We start from the raw sequence: 26,120 nt of genomic DNA, 5'->3' as shown, positions 1-26,120 counted from the left end.
TCAGGTATTCGCTTCTATTACAAAGATTCCAGAGCATTTACATCTTACTATGGGTAACTCATTAAGGTTTCTATGTCTCTACCAATTTCTTTTTACATTATCCCCTTAAAAAGTAATGCTCTTAATATATTCATTATTCCCTACACTTGATATGCAGGTATTGGGCTGCCCTTTTCGTTCATAGCCTTGCATCTTTTGTACTCTCTAATTTTCCGTTAATAAAATGGATCTCTCTTTTATTCCTTCAAATTCCTTTAATAGATACATAGCTATTTTTTCAACTGCAGGGGAACCCACTATTTCTTCATGTAATCCAGGGACTGAATATCTATTTACTCTTCCTTTTAATAAAGGTCCCCAATCTGTAAACAACTCTTTTCCTTCCTCAGCACTAAAGTAGAGAAGTTCTCCAGAGTATGGTATTAAATCATGCTCTGCCATTATGTTCAGGCATTTCCTATGTGCATTGATAACTTGCTTCAAATTGATAAGATCTGCATCAGGCGGGAGTACTCCTTCCATAATTAATTGCTCCACAAGCATATCTTGTTTATGGACAAGGTCTCCTTCCTGCTCAGTAAGATCTCTAGGAATGAAATGCTCATATATATATGAGAGCATATCCTCACTCGTTTTATAGTCCTGCTTTGAAGGTACTTTTGTATCCATGAGTACCAACAACTCAACTTCCTCACCTTGATTCTTTAGTACAGTTGCGATTTCATAAGCAATTGCACCGCCTAAAGACCATCCTCCAAGACGATATGGGCCTTCTGGCTGAACATGTTTTATTTCTTCAATGTAAAGTTGAATTAGTTCCGGCAAGGTCAACTCGTCAATTTCTCCCTTTTCTATAAGAGGATTCTGTAAACCGTAAAATGAACAATGGTTCTTAAGTAATCTTGCTAGTTGAATGTAACAGAATACATTCCCCATAAACGGATGAACGCAGAAGAAAGGTCTTTTTTCTGATTCTTGTAGTGGAACTAGCGCTGCTACTGATTTCGTCATATCATGCTTATCACGAATAAGGCATGCGATTCCTTCCACTGTTGGATTCTTAATCAATGTAGACACCTTAATTTCTTTTCCAAACTTCTCCCTAATTTTTGAAACTAATTTAATTACAAGGAGAGAGTGTCCTCCTCTATTAAAGAAATCATCATTTACATAGACATCTTCTATCTGTAAGACATCCTGCCAGATTTTAATCAACTGATATTCAATTTCATCCCTTGGAATGATTGGTGTAGAGAAGTTATTTTCTCTTTGAATAGTTAAATTGTTCAATGCCTTTCGATCAACTTTGCCATTCGTTGTAAGAGGAATCTCGTCTACCTTAATAAAGTGTGCGGGAACCATATAATTCGGTACTTGTGTCTTGAGATATTCACGCCAATCATGCATACTACCATCTCCAACTACATAAGCAACCAATCTCTGCTCTCCTAATTTATCCTCTGTTACCAAAACTACTGCTTCTTTTACCAATGGATGCCTCTTTAGATTCGCTTCAATCTCTTCAAGTTCAATACGAAAGCCCCTAATTTTCACTTGATTATCAATTCTTCTCAAGTAATCTAAATTACCATCAGGTAAATAACGAACCAAATCTCCCGTACGATATAAACGCTCTTCTTCATTAAATGGATGACGGATGAATCGCTCTGCTGTTAATTCTGGGCGATTCAAGTATCCTCTCGCTATACCTGCACCACCAATATATAGCTCACCTGTTACACCAACTGGAACAGGTAACAAATTTTTATCCAATACATAAGTTTGAACGTTCGGCAACGGACGTCCAATCGTAACTCTCTTACTATCTGTTTGAATATGATAACACGTTGCATCAACTGTACATTCTGTAGGACCGTATACGTTATAAAAATCAATTTTTCCGGTCTCTACTAGCTGTTCCCATAATGACGGCATGATTGCTTCACCACCGACTAATATCTTACTTGGTACATGAACATCAGCACTTATTTCTAGCAATCCTCCATCTATAAGTAATTGAAGTAATGAAGGTGTCATATCAAACATTTCCAATTTATTCTCCCTAATATAGGACACAAATTGTTCCGGATTAGTGCGAACTTCACTTGGGATAATATATAAACTTGAACCATAAAGCAACATTTGTAATTGCTGAATAGATACATCAAAGGCAATTGACGCATTCAAACCGACGCGCATATTACTAGGTATCTCATGTGAGAAAACTTCTTTTTGTAAACCATATGATAGGTTTATTACAGAATGGTGCTGTACTAAAGCCCCCTTTGGATTCCCTGTCGAACCAGAAGTATAGATAACATACGCTAAGTTTTCCCCTGTTACCTCACATATTGGTGAAAGTTTGCTTTCTTGAGAAAGCATTGCTTGGTCCCTATCTAGGCAAACTGTCTTGATTTCTTTAGGTATCCATCCTAGTAATACCTCATTCGTAACTAACACTTTAATTCCTGTGTCTTCTAAAATATATTGCAGGCGGCTTTCCGGATTCGATGGATCCAACGGAACATAGGCTGCTCCAGCCTTCCAAATTCCCATGAGACCAACAACCATCTCAACTGATCGATCAAAGCAGAGGCCAACTAATGACTCTGTCCTAATTCCACATTTCTGTAAATGATGGGCTAATTGATTAGCTCTTTCATTCAGCTCTCGATACGTTAGTTGCTGTTTTTCATCTACCACTGCCAACGCGTCAGGTGTACGATTTACTTGCTCTTCGAATAGTTGATGAATTACATTCTCACGTGGATAGGATATAGCATTATTATTCCATTCTTCCAATAGCTTTCTTTGTTCAGCTTCCGTAATATATACTAGCTCCGATAGATTTTGATCAATGTTTTTGAGCATTTGCATTAACACTTGTTGTAAATGACCCAGCATTCGTTCAATGGTTACTCTATTAAACTTACTACGGTCATACATTAACTTTAACGATAACTGGATTCCTGGAACTACAGCCAACCCTAATGGGTAGTGGGTTTGTTCTACTCCTTCCAATTCACCAATTTCCAGATTTTCTGAAGCCTCTTCTTTCACTGGATAATTTTCAAACACATATAAACTATTGAACAGAGGTGTTCCTCTAGGAACTTCACTCCACCCCTGAATTTCTGTCAAAGAAGCATACTCATATTGTCTTCTTTCTATCTCTTCCTCTTGTATCTTCTGCAACCAATCCATTACTTTTATATCATCCATCAATTGAATTCGCGTCGGTGACGTTGTAATAAAAGGACCTACGATGTTTTCAACATCAATAATCTCCGTAGAACGCCCTGAGCTTGTTACACCAAAGACAATGTCATTTTCTCCACTATATCGGCTCATGAGATATGCCCATGCACCTTGAATTACTGTGCTCAAAGTAAGTTTATTGCGTTTCGCCCATCCTTGTAACGCTTGAGTCTGCTCTTCTGATAAATACGTAACCTTCTCTGTGTAACCTTTTTCTTCCTCTTTACTTTCTAAGCCCAGCAAAGTTGGTGCAGTAAAACCTTTTAGCTTCTCCCTCCAGAATTGTTCCGCCTGCTCCTTATCTTGCTCTCTTAACCATTGGATATATTTCTTATATGGTGAAGACTTAGGTAACTTCACAGCTTCTCCATTCATTCTCTTCTGATAGACTGTAAGTAATTCATTAAATACTAATGGTAAACTCCATCCATCCAGTAAAATATGGTGATGGGTCCAAACAATCCGATATTCTTCCTCACCTTCTTGAATGACTGTTACCCGCATCAATGGCGCTTCATCAAATTGGAAGGCTTGTTTTCGATCTAATGCCAAAAAGACTTTTCTTTTTCCCTCTATCTCTTCACTTGTCATTGTACGCCAGTCTTCTTTGTTCACTTTAAATGGGATATTTTCATACACCACTTGTACAGGTTCTTCAATTTCGTCCCATACAAATGCTGTACGAAAAATTTCATGTCGCTGAATTACAGATTTCCACGCCTGCTCAAAAGTAGGAATATTCATTTTTCCTCGAATCATAAAACTCAATTGCACTATATACGGTGCAACATGTTCATCCCCTTGGTCATGCAATGTGTGGAAAATCATACCTTCTTGCAAAGGTGATAGTGGATATAAATCAGTAATCTGATTGTTCTTTCCGCGATGCATTTTGTTTAGTACATTTATCAAACCTTCTTGGCTAAGATTAGTCATTGCAAAATCCGAAATGGTCAATGCAGATTCTCTATCTGAAGATTGAATCAATGTACTCAGTTGATAAAGCATATTCTGTGCAATACTTTGAATCGTTGATTTGGCAAATTGCCCAACATTGTATACCCAAGTGAACTGAAGTTTTCCATCCGTTACAACCCCAATTACATCAATTACATGCGAGCGCTTGGAACCGGCAGCATGATCTAAACGCTTAAATTTGTTCTCTGGAATAAACATTGCATCGCTAGAAAACATTTGATCAAATTGTCCAAGATAGTTAAAACTAATAGACGGTGTATATTGCGAGCTTAATTGCTCACACATTGTTGCGTTCATGTAACGCAACACCCCATAATCAACACCCTTATTAGGAATTTTGCGAATTTGTTCTTTAACTGCTTTTAATGCTGCAATTGGCGTATGAGCACTAGTAATATTTAAATGAACTGGGTAAATGCTTGTAAACCATCCCACGGTTCTCGATAAATCAACATCTTCAATAATCTCTTCTCGACCATGTCCCTCTAAATCTACGCTCAATATCGGCTGCCCCGTACATGCTGCCGTAGCTTGTACCAATGCTGCTAATAATACTTCATTGATTTGGACACGGTGAGTGCTTAAAGTCTCTTGCAATAACATACGGGTTTCATTCTCATTTAACACCACAGTAATTTCCTCAGTTACTGCGCTTACTGGATTACTTATAGTACCATCTACCGGCAGTATAACTACGTCTTGTTCCGCCTGCTCCTCCCAGTAATGCAGCACTTCTTGTGATATTCCAGATTCAGCGTAATGATGTAATCTCTCCGACCACTCTTTAAAGGATGTACTTTTCATAGGTAATTGAATTTTCTGCCCTTGGACTGCTTGTGTATACGCTGTTTGCAAATCTTCCAATAAAATTCGCCAAGAAACACCATCAACGGCTAAATGATGAATTGTCCAAAATAATCGGCCAGCGTGCTCACCTTCATCAAAATACACCATTCTCATTAACGGACCATCATGTAAATTCAAACTTTCTTGTGCAATATTAATCTCTTTTTGAATAACCTGATGCCAATCAGCTTCCGGCACTTCGTCTAATGAAATGACAGTAAGCATCAATTGCTCTTCTATTCCTTCATTCCACTGTTTCCAAACCCCATTAGGTAAACGTTCATATCTTAAACGCAGGGCATCATGATGAAGTAGAAGGTTACCCGCTGCCTTTTCAAGTGATCCTATGTCCAATTTCTCTTTCGTTCTAAAGAACATGGATTGATTCCAATGATGTGGGTTAGGATGATTTTGTGCAAAAAACCTTTGCTGAATAGGTGTAAGTATCGTCTCTCCAGTTATAATTCCCTGTTCAGCTTGTACACCTTGTTCTTCTTTGACTACTTGCGCCAACTCAGCAATCGTTTGGTGTTCAAATATTTGTTTTGGTGTCAATTGTAAACCAACTTGCTTCGCACGAGAGACAATCTGAATGCTAAGAATTGAATCTCCACCAATTTCAAAGAAGTTATCATTCATACCAATACGTTTTGAACCCAGCACACGTTCCCAAATGATAGAAAGCTTACGTTCATGTTCATTTCTTGGGGCCACGTATCCTTCTTGTGTTCCTTGATAATCTGATATAGGTAACGATTTCCGATCAATCTTTCCATTTATGGTTAGCGGTAATTCTTTCATTTCGACAAAGTAGGAAGGTATCATATGGATTGGTAGTTTTGTTTTAAGATACTCTCGCCATTCTTCTAAACTGCCTTCGCCCACTACATAAGCTACCAGCCTCTTATCTCCCGACTGATTTTCCCTAACTATTACAACTGCCTCTTTTACCAAGTAATGCTCCTGTAAGGTGGACTCAATCTCTCCAAGTTCAATTCGAAATCCTCTAATCTTCACTTGGTTATCTATTCTTCCTAAATAGTCTATATTACCGTCAGGAAGATATCTCACGAGGTCTCCTGTTCTATATAACCTCTCGCCTTCTTTGAATGGATTTGAAATAAATCGCTCGGACGTTAATTCTGGACGATTCAAGTATCCCCTTGCTAGACCTGCTCCTCCGATATAAAGTTCCCCCATCACACCAACTGGAACTGGCAACCTATTTCTATCTAATACATAAGTTTGGACGTTAGGCAATGGACGCCCAATTGTTACTCTCTTGCTATCTTTTTTGATATGATAGCATGTTGCATCAACCGTACATTCTGTAGGACCATATACATTATAAAACTGTATTTTATCAGTCTCTACTAGCTGTTCCCATAATGACGGCATAATCGCTTCACCACCAACCAGTACCTTACTTGGAACATGAACGCCATCGCACGTTTCTAACAATCCGACATCTATAAGTAATTGAAGCAATGAAGGTGTTATATCAAAGATTTCTAACTTGTTCTCCCTAATATAAGCTACAAACTGCTCCGGATCACTTCGTACTTCATTCGGAATAATATACAAACTTGAACCATAAAGCAGCATTTGTAATTGCTGAATAGATGCATCAAAGGCAATTGACGCATTTAAACCGACATGCATGTTAGATGGTATCTCATGTTCGAAAACCTCTTTTTGTAAACCATGCGACAAGTTTAGTACAGAATGATGCTGTATCAAGACACCCTTTGGATTCCCCGTTGATCCTGAAGTATAGATAACATACGCTAAGTTTTCTCCTGTTACTTCACATTTTGGTGAAAGAATGCTTTCTTGTGAAATCATTGCTTGATCCCGATCTAGACAAACTATCTTGATTTCTTTAGGTATCCAGTCTTCCGATGACTCGTTCGTAACTAATACTTGAATTCCAGTGTCCTCCAAAATATATCGTAGGCGACTTTCTGGATATGATGGGTCTAATGGAACATAGGCTGCTCCAGCCTTCCAAGCTCCCATAATACTAACAATCATCTCAACTGAACGCTCAAAGCAAAGTCCAACCAATGATTCATTCCCAATTCCGCATTGCTGAAGATAGTGGGCCAATTGATTAGCTTTTTCATTCAGCTCTCGATACGTTAACTGCTGTTTTTCATCTACCACTGCTACCGCATCAGGTGTACGATTTACTTGATCTTCAAACAGCTGATGAATCGTACTTTCCTGTAGATATGCTACAGCATCATTATTCCACTCTTCCAACTGTTTTTGCTGTAATCCTGATAATATAGGCCATTTAGCTAATGATTTATCCGGATTTTTCACGATTACATTCAACCAGTTTCCAAAATGTTCGGCCATAGATTCAATAGTTAAACTGTCAAATAAATCAGTCCTATAAACAAAAGTAAGTAATAAACCCTCTTCCACTTCTGCAGCAGTTAAACTTAAATCAAACTTAGCGATTGGAGCGTTACTTTCCATTACTTCTATATTTCTTCCATGTAGTTCTGGTAGCTCTTGTCCCATATTTTGCAAAGTAAACATAGTTTGGAAAATTGGAGAATAGCTTGTATTTCGTTCAGGTTGGATAACCTCTACAATTTTCTCAAACGGAACATCTTGATACTCATACGCCTTCAATGCTTTTATTCGCACTTGGGACAACAACTCTTGAAATGCCGGTGCATTACTTAAATCAGCTCGATAAACCAAGGTGTTGACAAAGAAACCAATCAGCCCCTCAATTTCTCGATAATTTCGATTTGCAATTGGGCTGCCAACAATAATATCCGTTTGTCCCGTATAACGAGCAAGGAAACTTTGATACGATGCCAATAAGGTCATGAAAAGTGTGGCCCCTTCTTGACGACTTAGTTCGTTTAATTTATCCAGTAATGAGCGTGACAACAAAACACTATGAGTTAATCCATGGTGGGTTTGCACTGGCGGACGCGGACGATCCATTGGCAACATTAAGACTGGTAACTCACCAGATAATTCTTCCTTCCAATATGCAAGCTGTTGATTTAGTACTTCATCTTTCAACCATTCTCTTTGCCACTGAGCAAAATCAGCATATTGAACTGGTAGTGGTTCCAGCTCTGCTTGTTTCTCACCAATCGCATTCTCATAAAATACCATCCATTCTTGAAGCAAGATTTCCATCGACCATCCATCCGAGATAATATGATGCATATTACACAGAAGAACCCATTCTTCTTCTGAAATTCTTATGAGTTTCCCACGGAATAACGGCCCTTGTTCTAAATCAAATGGAGATTCTACTTCAGTTTGAATCCATTGCTCCAACCTTCTTTCTCGCTCCTCTAATGAAAGCTTAGTTAAGTCCATTTGCAGAAGCGGACGGAAAATATACGGTTGAATCTGCTGCACAGGATGGCCATCCTCTTCATAAAATACAGTCCGCAAAGATTCATGACGCTCTATCAACTGATTCCATCCCAACTCCAATGCCTCAGGTAACCAACTCCCTGTAAGGCGGCATGCCATTGGCATATTATAAAGTGCACTATTAGGTGCAAATTGATCAATAAACCATAAGCGCTGTTGGGCATAAGATAGTGGAATATTATTTCCTCGTTCCATCGGCACCAGTGGTGGAATTTCTCGTTTTTCGCTCCCCTTACGTAACTGATCGATTCGTTTCGATAATGCCTCGACCGTTGAATATTCGAACAGTTCACGTACTGGCAATTTGATTTGAAAGACTTCCTGTAAGCGTGAGACCACTTGTGTAGCAAGTAGAGAGTGACCACCAAGCTCAAAGAAAGAATCCTGAACACCAATGTCTCCTATTCCTAGCACCTGACTCCACACTGAAGCGATAAGTTCTTCCAGCGGAGTTCGTGGATAGACAGTATTTTTGGCAGATTGTTCACTAAGTATAGGCAATGCCTTCAAATCAAGTTTCCCATTCGGTGTAAGTGGTAAAAATTCCATTTCAATAAAGTTAGTTGGAACCATGTAATTAGGTAAATGTGTTTGTAGATATTCTCGCCATTCACGGACACTACCTTCACCAACTACATAAGCTACTAATCTCTTATCACCTTGATAATCCTCTCGTACCAATACAACTGCTTCTTTCACAGAAGAATGCGCCTGCAAAACAGCTTCTATTTCTCCCAATTCAATTCGGAAACCACGAATTTTCACTTGGTCATCTATACGTCCATGGAACTGAAGATTACCATCAGAAAGATAACTTGCTTTGTCTCCTGTGTAATAGAGACGTTCTCCTGACTTGAAAGGATGTGGAATAAATTTTTCCTTTGTAAGATCCGGACGATTAGCATATCCACGTGCAAGACTCTTCCCTCCAATATAGAGATCTCCAATTACACCAATTGGTACTAGCTGAAGATGAGAATCTAATACATAAACTTCTGTATTCGCAATCGGTCGACCGATCGATGGCGTACCTGTTGTCACTCCTACAGGTACATAACAATCTGTGGTAACGACTGTATTTTCCGATGGACCATACTGATTAATTACCGCAAAAGGAATATCGTTAGATGGATACTGCGTTAATTGATCCCCACCAGTAATGATAAAACGAAGATCCGTTTTATCTGGCCAAGATAATTTCAAGAGTCTTTCCAGAATAGGCGTAGGTGCAAAGCTAGCTGTTATTCGTGAATCAATGAGCCAGTCCCTTAGTGCTTCTGGATTAATTCTCAGTTCCTCTGTTGACAAGTAGAGTGCTGCACCAGCAGTTAGATACGGCCAAATCTCCTGAACAGCCGAATCAAAAGCAACACCTGCAATCTGAGTCGCACGATCCTCTGCTGAAATACGATAAACTTCTTGATGCCAAGAAACCATATTCATTAATGAGCGATGTTCAACCATGACACCCTTCGGTTTTCCTGTAGAACCAGAGGTATAGACAATATAGGCTAAGTTCTCTGGATTTATCTGACGTGTAGGTGCGATTACGCTTTCCACCGTTAATTCTTCTAACCTCACCATTTCGACGTGTGCAAAATGTCCTTCTTGTCCTTCCGCCGTCACTACAAATTGAATTCCTGCATCTTCAATCATGTATTCTAACCTTGATTTTGGATACAACGGATCTAAAACAACATAAGCTCCATCAGCTTTTAAAATGCCTAGTAAACTTGCCATTAGCTCAGCTGACCTCGGAAGATAAACTCCCACCACTGACTCTGGGGCTACTCCCTTTCGCTGTAAAACATTTGCCAACTGATTTGCTTGTGTATCCAGCTCACCATAAGTCCACTGTTTTGTTTGTTCGACTACCGCAATCGCATCAGGACGCCTCGCTACTTGCTCCTCAAATCTGTCGCAAATAAGACCCTGATGAGACATTTCCATTACAGTGTCATTCCATGTTTCTAATAACAATGTACGTTCGTGTTCCGATAGCATGCTCAGGCCATGCAACGGATTTTGTGGGCGATGAGAAACTTCATGTAGCCATTTCTCAAAGTGTCCTGCCATCCGTTCAATAGTAGTAGCATTGAATAAATCCTTATTATACTCAAAAGTAAAAAGTAATCCCTCTTCTGTCTCAACTGCCATCACACTTAAATCAAACTTTGCAATTGGACTATGGCTTTCTATCATTTCAATACTTCTACTAGATAAAACCGGAAACTCTTGTTTCATATTTTGCAAGATGAACATAGTCTGGAAGATTGGCGAATGACTTGTACTTCGCTCCGGTTGCACAACTTCTACAATTTTTTCAAATGGGATATCTTGATATTCATACGCCTTCAATGCCTTTTGACGAACCTGATACAGTACATCTTGAAATGTCGGTCCACCACTCAAATTAGCTCGATAAACTAGCGTGTTAACAAAGAAACCAATTAGTCCTTCAATTTCTCTATAATTCCGATTCGCAATTGGGCTTCCGACCAAAATATCTTCTTGTCCCGTATAACGAGATAGAAAACTTTGATATGCAGCCAACAGCGTCATGAAGAGTGTAGCCCCTTCTTTTCGGCTAAGTTCATTCAATTTATCATGTAGCGTGCTTGGCAGAACCAGAGTGTATGTCGACCCGTGATGAGTTTGTATTGCAGGACGCGGGCGATCCATAGGAAGTTGGAGTACAGGAAGCTCCCCAGACAATTCTTCCCTCCAATATTGGAGTTGTTGATCAAGCACTTCCTCCTTTAGCCATCCTTTTTGCCACTGAGCGAAGTCGGCATATTGAACCGGTAATGGTTCAAGTTCCGCTACCTTTCCATCCGTTGCTTCCTCATAAAATGCCATCCATTCTTCAAGTAGGATTCCCATTGACCATCCATCTGAAATGATATGATGTAAAGTACAAAGGAGTATCCATTCTTCCTCTCCCACGTGCAAAATACTTGTCCTGATTAACGGCCCCTCTGTTAAATCAAATGGCACTTCTGTTTCTTGTTGAATGAAACGTTTAACCTCTTCTTCTCGGTCTTCAGAAGAAAGCATAGTTAAATCCGTTTTCGGAATTGATTGAAAAGCATACGGTTTAATTTGCTGTACGGGTTGACCGTTCACTTCGTGAAAGACCGTCCGCAGTGATTCATGACGTTCTATTAGTTGATTCCATCCCATTTCCAATGCTTCAAGTAGCCAATTCCCTGTAAGGCGACATACCATTGGCATATTGTAAAGGGCACTATTAGGTGTAAATTGATCAATAAACCATAAGCGTTGTTGAGCATAAGATAGTGGAATAGTTTCTCCTCGTTCCATCGGTATTAGTGGCGGAATCTCTCGTTTTCTATCTCCTTTACGTAACTGATCTACTCGCTTTGCCAGTGACTCCACCGTCGTACATTCAAATAGTTCACGTACTGGTAATTCGATTTGAAAGATTTCCTGTAAACGTGAAACTACTTGAGTAGCTAATAGTGAGTGACCACCGATTTCAAAAAAGGAAGCCTGTAAACTAATATTTTTTATTCCTAACACTTGGCTCCATACGGAAACGATGAGCTCCTCCACTGGTGTTCGTGATGAAGTAATATCTTCACTTATGAACTGTTCTTCCAATTCCAATAAGGCTTTCCGATTCACTTTACCATTTGGAGTGAGTGGCATCCCTTCAATTTTGAAGAAGTATGCTGGAACCATATAATGTGGCAATTGCTTCTTGAGATATTTACGCCACTCTCCAGTATCTCCTTCACCCACTACATACGCTACTAACTGCTTATCTCCTGGTCGATCTTCCCTCACCAACACAACAGCCTCTTTTACAGATGGGTGCTCATGTAAAGCTGCTTCAATTTCTCCCAATTCAATTCGGAATCCTCTAATTTTGACTTGATTATCTATTCTTCCAATATATTCTAAGTTACGATCATTCATATATCTCACCAGGTCACCCGTTCGATATAATCGTTCCCCATTCTTAAAGGGGTGCGAAATAAAACGTTCAGTAGTTAAATCTGGTCGATTGAAGTAGCCACGTGCCAATCCTACTCCCCCAAGGTAAAGTTCCCCTGCCACACCAATCGGGACCACTTGTTGATATTGATCTAACACATACAACTCTGTATTATCAATCGGACGACCAATCGGAATAAGCATTGGTTCTTTTTCTAAATCACAATCATAATAAGTCACATCCACAGTCGCTTCAGTAGGACCATACAAGTTAATTAACTTTGTTTGTTGAACATTGTAAAAGATCCCCTTAAATCGTCGAACCTGCTCAGTGTTTAACGCTTCTCCACTAGTAAAAACTTGAATTAAAGACGATAGATCCCTTTTCGAATTATATAGTTCCATATAATCTAAGAAAGTAGATAACATCGACGGAACAAAGTGCATGGTGGACACACGATATCGTTCAATGTATTCCTCAATCACCGCAGGATCTTTCTCTCCTCCTGGTGGAAGCAAACAAACCTGCGCCCCTACAAATGACCACCAAAACAATTCCCAGACAGAAACATCAAACGAAAACGGTGTCTTTTGTAGGATTGTATCCTCCTCGGATAATGGATATTTTTTCTGCATCCACTGTAAGCGGTTTATAACGGAATGATGTTCAATCATTACTCCCTTTGGATTTCCCGTCGAACCCGAAGTGTATATGATATAAGCTAAGTTATTTGCTGTCACTCCACTCACTGGAGCTAAATTACTCTCTTTAGAAATCATTACTCGATCCCGGTCTAAACAAATTGCTTGAATACCTTTAGGTAACCAGTCCTGTAGTGCCTCTTTTGTTAACAGCACTTGAATTTGTGAATTCTCCAAAATGTATCTCAGGCGGTTTTCGGGGTAACTTGGGTCCAGTGGGACATAAGCCCCACCTGCTTTCAAAATCCCAAAGAGACCAATAATCATATCAGGAGAACGTTCAATACATATACCGACTAATGATTCAGGTCCGATACCTCGTTTTTGTAGAAAATGTGCCAATTGGTTCGATTTTTCATCGAGTTCTTGATACGTTAGCTTTCCACCCTCATAAACTACCGCCACTGCATCAGGTGTCCGTGAAACTTGCTGCTCAAATAGCTCATGAATCATACAATCATGACCATAAACTACGTCCGTATCATTCCATTCTTCTAGGAGTTGTTTTTGCTCAGTGTCCGATAACATTGACAGCTTTGTATATGATTCATCTGGATGATACGTGATTTCATTTAGCCAGTTCTCAAAATGGCCTGCCATACGTGCAATGGTACTACTATCAAATAAATCCGTATTGTATTCAAATGAGACAAATAGACCTTCTTCCACTTCATAGGCAGTTAAGCTCAAATCAAATTTAGCAATAGACATATTACTTTCTACCATTTCAATACTTTTACCAGACAAATCTAGTCGTTCTTGTTTTATATTCTGTAGCGTAAACATGGTCTGAAAGATAGGCGAATGACTCATGCTTCGTTCAGGTTGCACAGCTTCTACCACTTTTTCAAATGGTATATCTTGATATTCGTAAGCTTTTAACGCCTTTTTCTTTGTTTGGCTCAAAATCTCCCGAAAAGTAGGGGTGCCACTCAAATCTGATCGGTAAACCAACGTATTAACAAAGAAACCAATTAATCCTTCTACTCCCTTGTGGTTCCGATTTGCAATCGGACTACCAACTAGAATATCTTTTTGTCCCGTATAACGAGCAAGAAAGCTCTGGTATGCAGCCATTAAAGTCATAAATAAAGTAGATCCTTCTTGTCGGCTTATATCCTTCAATTGACTAAGCAATTTATAAGGGAAAATTACGTGATGCGTAGCCCCAGAGTAAGTCTGCTTAACCGGTCGAGGTCGATCCACTGGCAGTTGTAAGATAGGAAGCTCACCAGACAATTCTTCCTGCCAATACGTAAGCTGACGATTTAGCACATCACCTTGCAACCACTCCTTTTGCCACTTCGCAAAGTCTGCATATTGAATGGATAATGAGCTTAATTTAGCAGGATTTCCGCCCGTTTCTTCTTCATAGAAAGCAAGTAATTCATTCATGAATATACCAATGGACCAAGCATCAGAAATAATATGATGCATCGTACACAGTAATAACCATTCATCCTTCTCTAATTGAACAAGCTGATTACGAATTAAAGGACCATTCATTAAATCAAATGGTTCTTGCGCTTCTCTCGCAATTAAACTATCTACCTCTTTTTCTTTTACTTCTAGAGGAAGTTGAGAGTAATCTCTTACAGGTAATGCTCTAGGAAGGAATTCGACAATTTGTTGCACAGGTTGTTCTCCTACTTCTTTAAAAACAGTTCGTAATGATTCATGGCGTTCAATGAGTCGATTGAATCCCTTTTCTAATGCTTCAGGTATCCAATTTCCTTTTAGATGCCATACCGTTGGAATATTATATAAAGAACTGTTTGGATTAAATCTGTCCATAAACCACAAACGTTGTTGCGCATAAGACAACGGGAGTGCTTCTTTATTCTCCTTTTTTTGCATTTGCTTCTGAAGCCATGCTCTCTTCTCAGGAGAAAGTGAACTCAGCTTTGCAAGTAAATCACTTCTCATTTTTTTACCCCTTCCTCAATCAAATTACTCTCGAATATCCCTTGTGCTTCTTCCTCTGATAACTCTTCTAATTGCTTAAGCAGTTCCAGTAATTCTTCATCATTACTCACTTCTGCTTCTTTTTGAATATAGTCTTGAAGACTTACATTCTCCTTACTATCATTCTGCATTTCTTGATTTTTGTTATCGAGCAATTGATCAATCTGTTCTGCCAATTGCTGCACCGTATGAAACATAAATAAATCATGCAATGGTATCTCGATTCCAAAAGCCTCTTTAAGATTAGAAACGGCTTGCGTAGCAAGTAATGAATGTCCACCAATTTCAAAAAACGAATCCTGAATTCCGATGTTTTCCATACCTAAAACTTCATGCCATATCGAAACAATTGTTTTTTCCGTAGACGTACGAGGAGCAATATAACCACTTGCTATCTCCTGTTTCTCTGGTGTTGGTAAAACCTTCCTATCAATTTTCCCATTAGGAGTGAGTGGAAATGCATTTAATCCAACAAAATAGGATGGAATCATATAATTTGGTAGTTGGTCCTTGAGATAATCACGCCACTTTTGAGCATCCCCGTCTCCTACAACATAGGCAATCAAATGTGGATCGCCAGGATAATCTTCCCGCACCATCACAATAGCTTCGTTAACTAATGTATGCTTTTGTAATACCGCTTCAATTTCTCCTAGTTCAATCCGGAACCCACGAATTTTCACCTGATGATCAATTCGTCCAACATACTCCAAATTTCCATCTGGCAAATACCTTACTAGATCTCCAGTCCGGTATACTCGCTCGTTTTCTTTAAACGGATGCGGTATAAATCGATTTTTCGTTAAGTCAGGGCGTTTTAAATATCCACGTGCTAACCCTGATCCACCAATGTACAGCTCACCAACTACACCAATTGGAACCATTTTTTGTTCAGCACTCAGTACATATACTTCTGTATTGAAGATTGGTTTACCAATTGGTGGTACCCTATGCATGACACCCTTTTCTAATTCCATATACGTGGAATACGTAGTATCTTCAGACGGTCCATATAAGTTGTATACCTTCTCAATCGTACTTCTCTCGTATAAATCTTGAACAAGCGGATATGGTAACGGTTCTCCAGCCAAATTCATTACCTTTACTGAAGAAGGAATTGTCTTTGCTCGAACCAGTTCCTTTGCTGCCGATGGCACAGTATTAACCAAAGTCACACCTTTGGTAGACAACTTGTCTAGATGTAGAGCATTTTCAGCGACAATCACCTTCCCCCCCATCGTTAAGGGAACAAATACTTCAAAAACGGATAAATCAAAAGATAGTGAAGTTGAAGCTAATACTCCCGCTAATGCCTTTCGGGAATACGTGTGATGCGCCCAATGAATCATTGTTACTGTATTCCTGTGCTCAATCATTACTCCCTTTGGATTTCCAGTGGAACCTGAAGTATAGATAATATAGGCTAAGTTATCGCCCGTCACTTCACTCGTGCATACCGTAGTAACTTCTTGTTCTATTTCTGATCGATTACGATCAATACAAATGACGTTGACGAATGTAGGTATAACCATTTTTTGTTGTAACTTTTCCTGTGTCACCAGTACCTTTATTTGAGCATCTTCTAAAATGTACTGCAGTCGACTTTCCGGATATGCTGGATCAATTGGGACATATGCTCCTCCTGCCTTCATAATTCCTAAGAGACCGACAATCATCTCGGATGAACGTGTAACACAAATCCCAACTAATGATTCGCATGTAACACCATTTTTTTGTAAATAATGTGCCAACTGATTCGAGCGTTCGTCCAACTCTCGATATGTTAGTTCTTCATCTTCGCACACTACTGCAATTGCTTCTGGTGTTTTTTCCACTTGTTCTTCAAACATTGTATGAATCATGCTATCTTCTATATCAATAACAGCTAATTCATTCCATTCCTCTAGTAGTTGCTTATATTCTATTTTCGATAACATATTCAATTCTGATAATAAACATTTTGGATAAGAGGCAATTTGATTTAGCCAATGTTCAAAATGACTTACCATACGTTCAATGGTTGTATCATTAAACAAATCAGTATTATATTCAAAGGTTAGTGATAATCCTTCTTCCGTCTCAGAAGCAAATAAACTCAAATCAAATTTTGCAACAGAAACATGGCTTTCCATGAGTTCCATTTGTCTTTCAGATAGCTGAAGAAACTCTTGTTTCGTATTCTGTAAAGTAAACATGGTTTGGAATATTGGTGAATGACTTGTATTCCGTTCCGGCTTTACGGATTCTACCACTTTCTCAAATGGAATATCCTGATACTCGTATGCTTTTAGTGCTTTTTTTCTTACCTGCGACAAAAGTTCTTGGAACGTCGGGTTTTCACTGAAATCAGCTCGATAAACTAACGTATTTGCAAAGAGACCTATTAATCCCTCAATCTCTTTCACATTTCGATTAGCAATCGGGCTTCCAACTATGATGTCGTCCTGTCCTGTATAACGAGAAAGGAAGCTTTGATACGCTGCCATCAATGTCATAAATAAAGTGCATCCTTCTTGCAGACTTAAATCTTTGAGCTTTTCCTGTAGGGAATTCACCACTATTAAAGACTGACATGCACCACGATGGGTTTGAACTGCAGGTCGAGGACGATCCATCGGTAATTGTAAAACCGGTAGTTCCCCAGACAATTCTTCCTTCCAATATTGAAGGTGCTGATTCAAATTCTCTTCTTTTTGCCATTCCTTCTGCCACATGACAAAATCTGCATATTGGATAGATAACTCCTTCAATTCCACCGGTTTGCCGCTTAATGCTCCTTCATAAAAAGCCATCCATTCTTCAAGTAAGATTCCCATTGACCATCCATCTGAAATAATATGATGCATCGTACAAATGAGAATCCACTCTTCACTGTCCACTTTCAATATGCGTGTTCGAATTAGAGGACCTTGTCCAAAATAAAATGGTTCCTCAGCTTCGTTTTGAATGAGCCGTTTCATTTCTCTTTCCCTATCTTCCAAAGAGAGATCTGTTAGATTCGTTTGAGGGATATGCCCGAATACATGAGATTGAACCTGTTGAAAAGGTTCACCCTCTTGTTCTAGAATTATCGTTCGTAATGATTCATGACGCTCCAACAATTGATTCCATCCGGCCTCCAATGCTTCAATTGACCATTTACCTGTTAAGCGACACGCTGCATGAATATTGTACATAGCACTATTTGGCATTAATTGATCAATAAACCATAGACGTTTCTGCGCATAGGAAAGTGGAATAGCTTCTTCCCGTTTCATAGGTACAAGAGGGGCAATCTCTCGTTTTTTATCTTCTTTTCGTAACTGATCTACTCGTTTCGCCAACGCTGCCACTGTATCGTGCTTGAAAAGTTCACGTAAGGGAATTTTGATTTGGAACAATTCTTGCAATCGAGAGACAATTTGAGTAGCAAGTAGTGAGTGTCCACCACGTTCAAAAAAGGAATCCTGAATACCAATATTCCCCACCCCTAACACTTGACCCCAAACCGAGGCAATAAGCTCTTCCGATGGCGTCCGAGGTAGAACATTTAAATCTCCAATAGCTTGATCATCAGGTGCTGGCAAGGCCTTTCGATCAATTTTCCCATTCGGAGTAAGCGGGAAGTGTTCTAGCTCTACAAAGTGTGCTGGAATCATATGATTTGGTAATTGGTTTTGTAAATACTCTCTCCACTCCTCGGTATTTCCATCGCTTATTACATATGCAACCAATCGTTGATCACCTGGACGATCTTCTCTAACTAATACAACAGCCTCTTTAATAAACGAACATTTTTCTAAAGTCGCTTCAATTTCTCCTAATTCAATCCTAAAACCACGCATTTTGACTTGATGGTCCATTCGACCTATAAATTCTATATTTCCATCAGTTAAATATCTTACTGAATCTCCTGTTCGATATAGTCGTTCCCCCAATCGAAATGGATGTGAAACGAATTTTTCAGCAGTAAGATTCGGACGATTTAAGTATCCACGCGCTAAACCAGCACCACCAATATATAACTCACCCTCAATTCCTATTGATTGCAGGCGTTGATTTTGGTCTAATACATATAATTGCGTGTTCTGTATTGGCCGCCCAATAGAAACAAATTCTTGATTAGGCTGAATATCAAATGCATTCACATAAATAGTGGCTTCAGTTGGTCCATAAAAGTTGGTTAATTTCACTTGTCCACTATAATTCCATTTTTGCTGAAATCGTCTAACTAACCCTGAACTTAGTTCTTCCCCACCAGAAAATACATGGCGTATGGACGAACAATTCATGTTCAATTCGATACGATTGAAGTGATCTAAGAAAACTGATAACATCGAAGGTACAAATTGAACTATAGTAACCTGATGTTTTTTAATCACTTCAGCTATAATAGAAGGATCTTTTTCTCCACCTGGAGGTAGGAAAGATACACTTGCACCAACGTGAATACCCCAAAACAACTCCCAAACAGAGACATCAAATGAGAATGGCGTTTTCTGCAAGACCACATCCTTTTCAGAAAGTGGATATTTATGTTGCATCCATTCTAGATAATTGATTACTGAATGGTGCTCAATCATTACTCCCTTTGGATTCCCTGTAGATCCTGAAGTATACATAACATACGCTAAACTTTCTCCTGTTACACCACTTATACATGGGGTTGATTTTTCTTTTTCAATTGCAGTGTAATCTTTATTCATACAAATCGTTTCAATATTTTCAGATATAAACGAATTTTTAGAATCATCTTCCATCACTAGTACTTCGATCCCAGCATCCTCTAATATATATCGAAGCCGACTCTCTGGATAAGTAGGGTCAAGTGGAACATACGCTGCTCCTGATTTTAGAATCCCTAATAACGCTATCATCATTTGTAATGAACGTTCCATATATACCCCAACTAGAGACTCTGGGCCTACACCATGCTTTTGTAAATAATGAGCTAGTTGATTCGCACGCTTCTCTAACTCTTTATAGGTAATTTGTTCATTTTCGTAAATAGCCGCGATTGCTTCCGGTGTTTTTTTTACTTGCGCCTCAAATATCGTATGAATCATGCCTTCAGCCGAATAATTTACTTGAGTATGATTCCATTCCTCTAGTAACAGTATCTGTTCTTCCGCTGTTAAATGAATAATTTCAAAGAGTTTTGAATCTAGGTTCTTCGTCATCTGAATTAGTATTTGCAATAAGTGATTCTGAATCCGATTTATTGTTCCTTCATTAAAATAGCTTCGATCATACATTAACTTTAAAGTAATTTTCTTACCGGGCATTACAATGAGTGTTAAAGGATAATTGGTTTGTTCCGCGCTTTTAATATCTAATAATCTTAAATCTTCATTTCTCTCACCTTGAATTGGATAATTTTCAAACACATACAAGGTATGAAACAAGGAACTATTTCGTGGAACCTCACTCCATCCTTGAATATCTATCAACGAATTATACTCATATTGTCTTCGTTCCATTTCTTTCATTTGTATTTTACGAAGCCAATCTACTACTGATGTATTATCCGTTAATCGAATTCTAGTAGGTAAGGTGTTAATAAATAACCCCACCATATTCTCTGCTCCCATTAAATCAGTAGGACGTCCAGAGCTAGTTACGCCAAATACGATGTCACTTTCACCGCTATACCTACTCATCAAATAAGCCCATGCACCTTGTACTAACGTATTCAACGTTAATCGACTATTTCGTACCCACTCTTGTAAATTCTCAGTAAGTTCCTCAGATACTTGATAAACACACTCTCCATAGCCCTTCTCTTGTCCTTGGTTCTTTCTTTCCATTGCTAATGGCGTAGGTGCATAGAACCCTTTTAATTCTTCTTTCCAAAATTCCTCTGCTTGACTTTGATCTTGTTTATTTATCCACTGGATATATTTTTTATAAGGAAGAGATTTAGGAAGATTCAATAATTCTCCCCTTATCATCTTGAGATAAACTTCCATCACTTCACTAAAGACCAATGACACACTCCATCCATCTAGCAAAATATGATGATGTGTCCAAATAATCCTCGTTTCCTCATTTGCCTCTTTAATCGCAGTGACTCTCATCAATGGTGCTTCATCTAATAAAAATCCTTTTCTACGATCTGCATTTAAAAACTGTTGTAATTTCTTCGCCCTTTCCTTGTGTGAATGGGCGCTCCAATCCTCTTGATGAATAGTAAAAGGAAGACGTTGGTAAACCGCTTGTAGTGGTTTTTCTACTTCCTCCCACACAAATACTGAACGTAAAACCTCATGTCGATGAATAACATATTCCCAGGCCTTTTCAAAAGTAGCAATATCCAATTGCCCCCCGAGCAAGAAACCTACTTGTACAATATAGGAAAATGAATGTTCATCATCTTGATCGTATAAAGTATGAAACAGTATTCCTTTTTGCAAAGGTGATAAACCATATATATCAATAACGTCTCCCATTTTTACACCCTCTTCTTTGTTAATTTAAGTAATACTTTGCTCAAGCTTTCTTCCGTAAGATCCTCTGCATCAGCAAAATCTGATACCGTAAAAGCAGACTCTGTTGTTGGTTTATTTATAAGTTGACGAAGATGCCTCAACATACCATCTGCTATCAATTGAATTTTTAATTTAGAAAACTGTTCTCTACTATACATCCAAACAAAATGTAACTTTTCATCTTTCACCATTCCGATAACATCAATTAGATGAGATGGTTTGGAATCTGGATCATGATCTAAAAATGTAAATCCTGTCTCTTGCATAAACAAAGATTCCCTTGAGAAAACCTGATCAAATTGGCCCAAATAGTTAAAACTTATTGAAGGCTTTTGCTGATAAAACGGAAGTAATCCTTTATTCAAGTAACGTAAAATACCATAGTCAACTCCACGATTCGGAATTCGACGCAATTGTTCTTTGACAGCCTTTAACCCTTCAATAGGTGTTTGAGTTCCTTGAAAATTGAGATGAACGGGATAAATACTCGTGAACCAGCCCACTGTCCTTGATAAATCAATACCTTCAATTACCTCTTCTCTTCCGTGTCCTTCTAGATGAATAGAAACCGTTTGCTGATTTGTACAATCGACGATAGCTTGTCCTAATGCCGTTAATAGTACCTCATCAATCCTTGTCTTATGAGTTACTGGAACTTCGTGTAACAATTCATATGTTTCTTCTATTCCTAAAGTCCCTGTCACTTGATCAATCGATTCTTCTGTTGTTTCTTGTATTGGATAGTCCATTGGAATTTTCATCGTTTCTTTTTCTACTTGTTCATTCCAATAATCTTGTACTTCTTTCGAAATACCCGAATCACTGTACGTCTGGAGTCGTTCAGACCAATCTTTAAAAGATGTACTTTTCGCAGGTAAGCGAACTTCTTGACCTTGTTTCATCTGGTTATATACCGTCTGTAAATCTTCCAATAGAATCCTCCATGATACTCCATCTACTACTAAATGATGAATCACCCAGAATATTCGATCATTTCCAGTCAAGTTATCCTCAAAGTACACTATCCTCATTAACGGACCAGTAACTAGATTGAAACTAGCTTGATTAATGTTCATCTCTTCTTGTATTATTGTATTCCACTCTTTTTCATTAACTTGATTCCGTTTTACAACATGGAGTACTGACAGCTCATCAGTCCCTTCATTTCTCTGCCTCCACGTTCCGTTTGGTAACTGTTTGTACCGGAAACGTAAAGCATCATGATGTTTGAGTAAAGTTACTATCGCTCCCTCTAGTAACTTCACATCGAATCTTTCTTTTACTCTTAATAGCATTGATTGATTCCAATGCTCCAGATGTGGATGTTCTTGCTCGAAGAACCAACACTGAATTGGAGTAAGAGACACATCACCTATCACAATTCCCTGCTCCGCTTGTACTCCCTGCGTTTTTATAGCCACTTGTGCCAGCTCAGCGATAGTTGGGCATTCAAACATTTGCTTTGGAGTAAGTTTTAACCCCACTTGACTTGCTTGAGATATGATTTGAATACTGAGAATCGAGTCGCCACCAATTTCAAAGAAATTATCATAGATTCCCACCTTTTTAACACCTAATACTTGCTTCCAAATGGTAGTCAGTATCTGTTCGTTACTATTCCGAGGGCCAACAGATTCACTATTAATCTGCTTTTCCTCCGGCATAGGTAAGGCCTCACGATCAACTTTACCGTTAGCTGTAAGTGGAATAGCTTCCATCACCACAAATCCCGAAGGAACCATATAACTTGGTAGTTTCGCTTTAAGATACTCTCTCCACGCATCTACATTTCCATCTCCTACAACATATGCTACTAATCTTTTATCGCCTGGCTGATCTTCTCTTACAATTACAACTGCCTCTTTTACAGATGCATATGTATGTAAAGTAGACTCAATCTCCCCAATCTCAATTCGGAAACCACGTATTTTAACCTGATGATCAATTCTTCCACGATAATCCAGATTTCCATCTGGCAAATACCTCGCTAAGTCTCCTGTCCGGTATAATCTCGCTTTCGGATCACTACTAAATGGATGAGATATAAAACGCTCTGCTGTTAATTCAGGTCTCTTTAAATACCCACGTGCCAGTCCTGCCCCACCAATATAAAGTTCACCATCAACACCTATAGGAACAGGTTGTTGATAAGCGTCCAGTATATACACTTCTAAATCGGGAATCCGCTTGCCAATATTACTTCTTGAAGCATGCTGCACATCTTCTAGAGTAATTGGATAATATGTAACATGAACGGTAGTTTCTGTAATTCCATACATATTAATTAACTGTGGTTTTTTCTCCCCATACATTTGAAACCACGGTAACAAGCTAGTAGGTTCTAACGCTTCTCCGCCAAATATGACATAACGCAGTTGCAAATTTTTATTCATATCTTCTTGTTCACACACTTGTATTAATTGTCGAAATGCGGAAGGTGTCTGATTTAGAACTGTGACTTCTTCCTCCACCAATAATTGATAAAAATCCTTAGGTGATCGACTAATCCAGTACGGAACAACAACTAATTTCCCACCATATAATAATGCTCCCCAAATTTCCCATACTGAGAAATCAAATGCATAAGAATGAAAAAGCGTCCAAGTATCTTTTTCATTAAACTGATACCAACAATCCGTTGATTTAAATAACCGAATGACATTGTGATGCTCTATCATAACACCCTTTGGATTCCCCGTTGATCCCGAAGTATAGATCACGTATGCTAAATTTTGGGAACTGACATCAGAAACCGGTAAAGTCTTACTTTCTTTCCCAATCTCATCTTGATCACGATCCAGGCAAATCGACTCAACATTTTCTGGTAAACATTTCAATTCTTTTAAACTTTCTTGCGTTACGAATAACTGAATGCTAGCATCTTCTAAAATATATTGAAGTCGCTGCTCTGGATATGTTGAATCAAGTGGAACATAAGCCCCACCAGCCTTCAAAATCCCTAAAATACCTACAATCATTTCGAGGGAACGTTCAACGCACAGTCCCACTAAAGTATCAGGTCTTACTCCCTTTTTCTGCAAATAATGAGCTAACTGATTTGCGCGTTCATTAAGCTCTCTATAAGTAACTTTTTCTTTTCCATACGTAACTGCAATATCGCGTGGATAGTTCAACGCTTGCTGTTCGAACAATTCATGAATAGTTACTTGAGATGGGAAATCCAGCTTAGGATTGTTGAACTCAACTAAACTTCTTCTTTTATCTTCATCAGAAATGATTTCGATTTCAGCTACCTTCTGCTTTGGTTTTTCAAAAGTGTTTTCCATTATCGCTAACATCACGTTAAAAAAACGTTTTATCTCTTCCTTAGAAAATAGCTCCTCACGATAATCAATATGTACATGTAAAGAGTCAATATCAATTAGATTTTCAATATGCACTGCAAAATCTTGCACCTCTTCATGGTTTGGAATCCATAGTGAGTCACCACTTTCATCACGATCCCTATAATCAATCGTAGTTCCGAAAAGTCTCACATTACTATTATTCTCTTTATTAATCTGCTTTAATAACAAATCAAATGGATATTTCTGGTGTCTCAATAATTTGCTTTGTTTTCTGGATACCCTACTAATAAATGAAAGTACTTCTTCTTCCGGATCAATATCCATTCTTAAAGGAACTGTACTCACCATCATTCCAATCAATTTTCGCTCCATTTTAGTCATACGATTGCCGTAAGCCATTCCTAAACCAATATCAAGCGATGAGGTCCACCGATACATGGATAACGAGAAAGCAGCAACAAAAAAAGTGTATAAACTAATTTTGTAATCTTCAGAAAATTTTTCTATCTTTCTCTTCAAATACTCCGTTAATATAAATGTCTCACGTGATGCTTTGGTACTAACTTGGTACGTATTATAGGGCTTCAATCCGGTCACAGATGGCAGTGTTTTAAATTCCTCTAACCAGAATTTTTGATCTTTTTGAAAGCGACTACTATTCAAGTATGTTTGTTCATTAGTCAGAAATTGAACATATGAATTTTCACTTTCGCCTTCCTCATTCTCGTTATACATTTCATAATAATATTTTGCAATCTGCTCAGTAAATATTTGAATTGATAAACCATCCATAATAATATGATGAACATTTCCAAAGACTGCACATTCATTATCGTTTAATTTTATTAAAGCGAAATAGTATAAATTTGAATTAAATAATGTAAACGTTTCTTTTGTTTTCTGCTCAATCCATTCCTCAAGCAAATTTGTATTCTCCACATTACTGAAATCAAAAAACTCAAATTCTTGTTCTTCATGTTTAATAAAATATTGTTTCGGTTCCTGATGCCCATTTTCTTTTAACCTAATGCACAGACCGTCATTTTCACTAATGACGCGATTCACAACTTGGTTTAATTTTGAATAATTCATTTTTCGATGAAGTTTAAATAAAAATCTTAAATTACATATTCCTTTATCAGAATGAATAACTTCTGTATACCATATTCTTCGCTGCGAATGGCTTAATGGATAACATTCCTCATTGGTCATAAAAATC

3 protein-coding genes are annotated in these 26,120 nt (G+C 38.4%); all 3 read right to left on the bottom strand.

Annotated features, from left to right (window positions below):
• Positions 1-204: 204 nt before the first annotated feature.
• From RBB48_RS21160 to RBB48_RS21150, 3 genes are read right to left on the bottom strand one after another with little or no spacing between them, the layout of a single operon-like run.
• Positions 205-15,087, bottom strand: a complete 14,883-nt coding sequence (locus tag RBB48_RS21160) for a non-ribosomal peptide synthetase (RefSeq protein WP_306008031.1) — start codon at positions 15,085-15,087, stop codon at positions 205-207.
• Positions 15,084-21,554, bottom strand: coding sequence for a non-ribosomal peptide synthetase (locus RBB48_RS21155; protein WP_306008030.1), 6,471 nt, complete (start codon positions 21,552-21,554; stop codon positions 15,084-15,086). Before RBB48_RS21155 ends, RBB48_RS21160 begins: the two co-directional genes overlap by 4 nt.
• 2 nt (positions 21,555-21,556) lie before the next feature.
• Entirely contained in the window at positions 21,557-26,113 is a 4,557-nt protein-coding gene (locus RBB48_RS21150; protein WP_306008029.1) for a non-ribosomal peptide synthetase, read from the bottom strand.
• Positions 26,114-26,120: the final 7 nt, after the last annotated feature.

Origin of the sequence: Bacillus sp. MMSF_3353 (assembly GCF_030733445.1) — a bacterium.
Classification (GTDB): Bacteria; Bacillota; Bacilli; order Bacillales; family Bacillaceae_G; genus Bacillus_A; species Bacillus_A wiedmannii.
The sequence above is the reverse complement of the archived record's forward strand: the minus strand, read 5'-3'. Positions and strand labels throughout refer to the sequence as shown.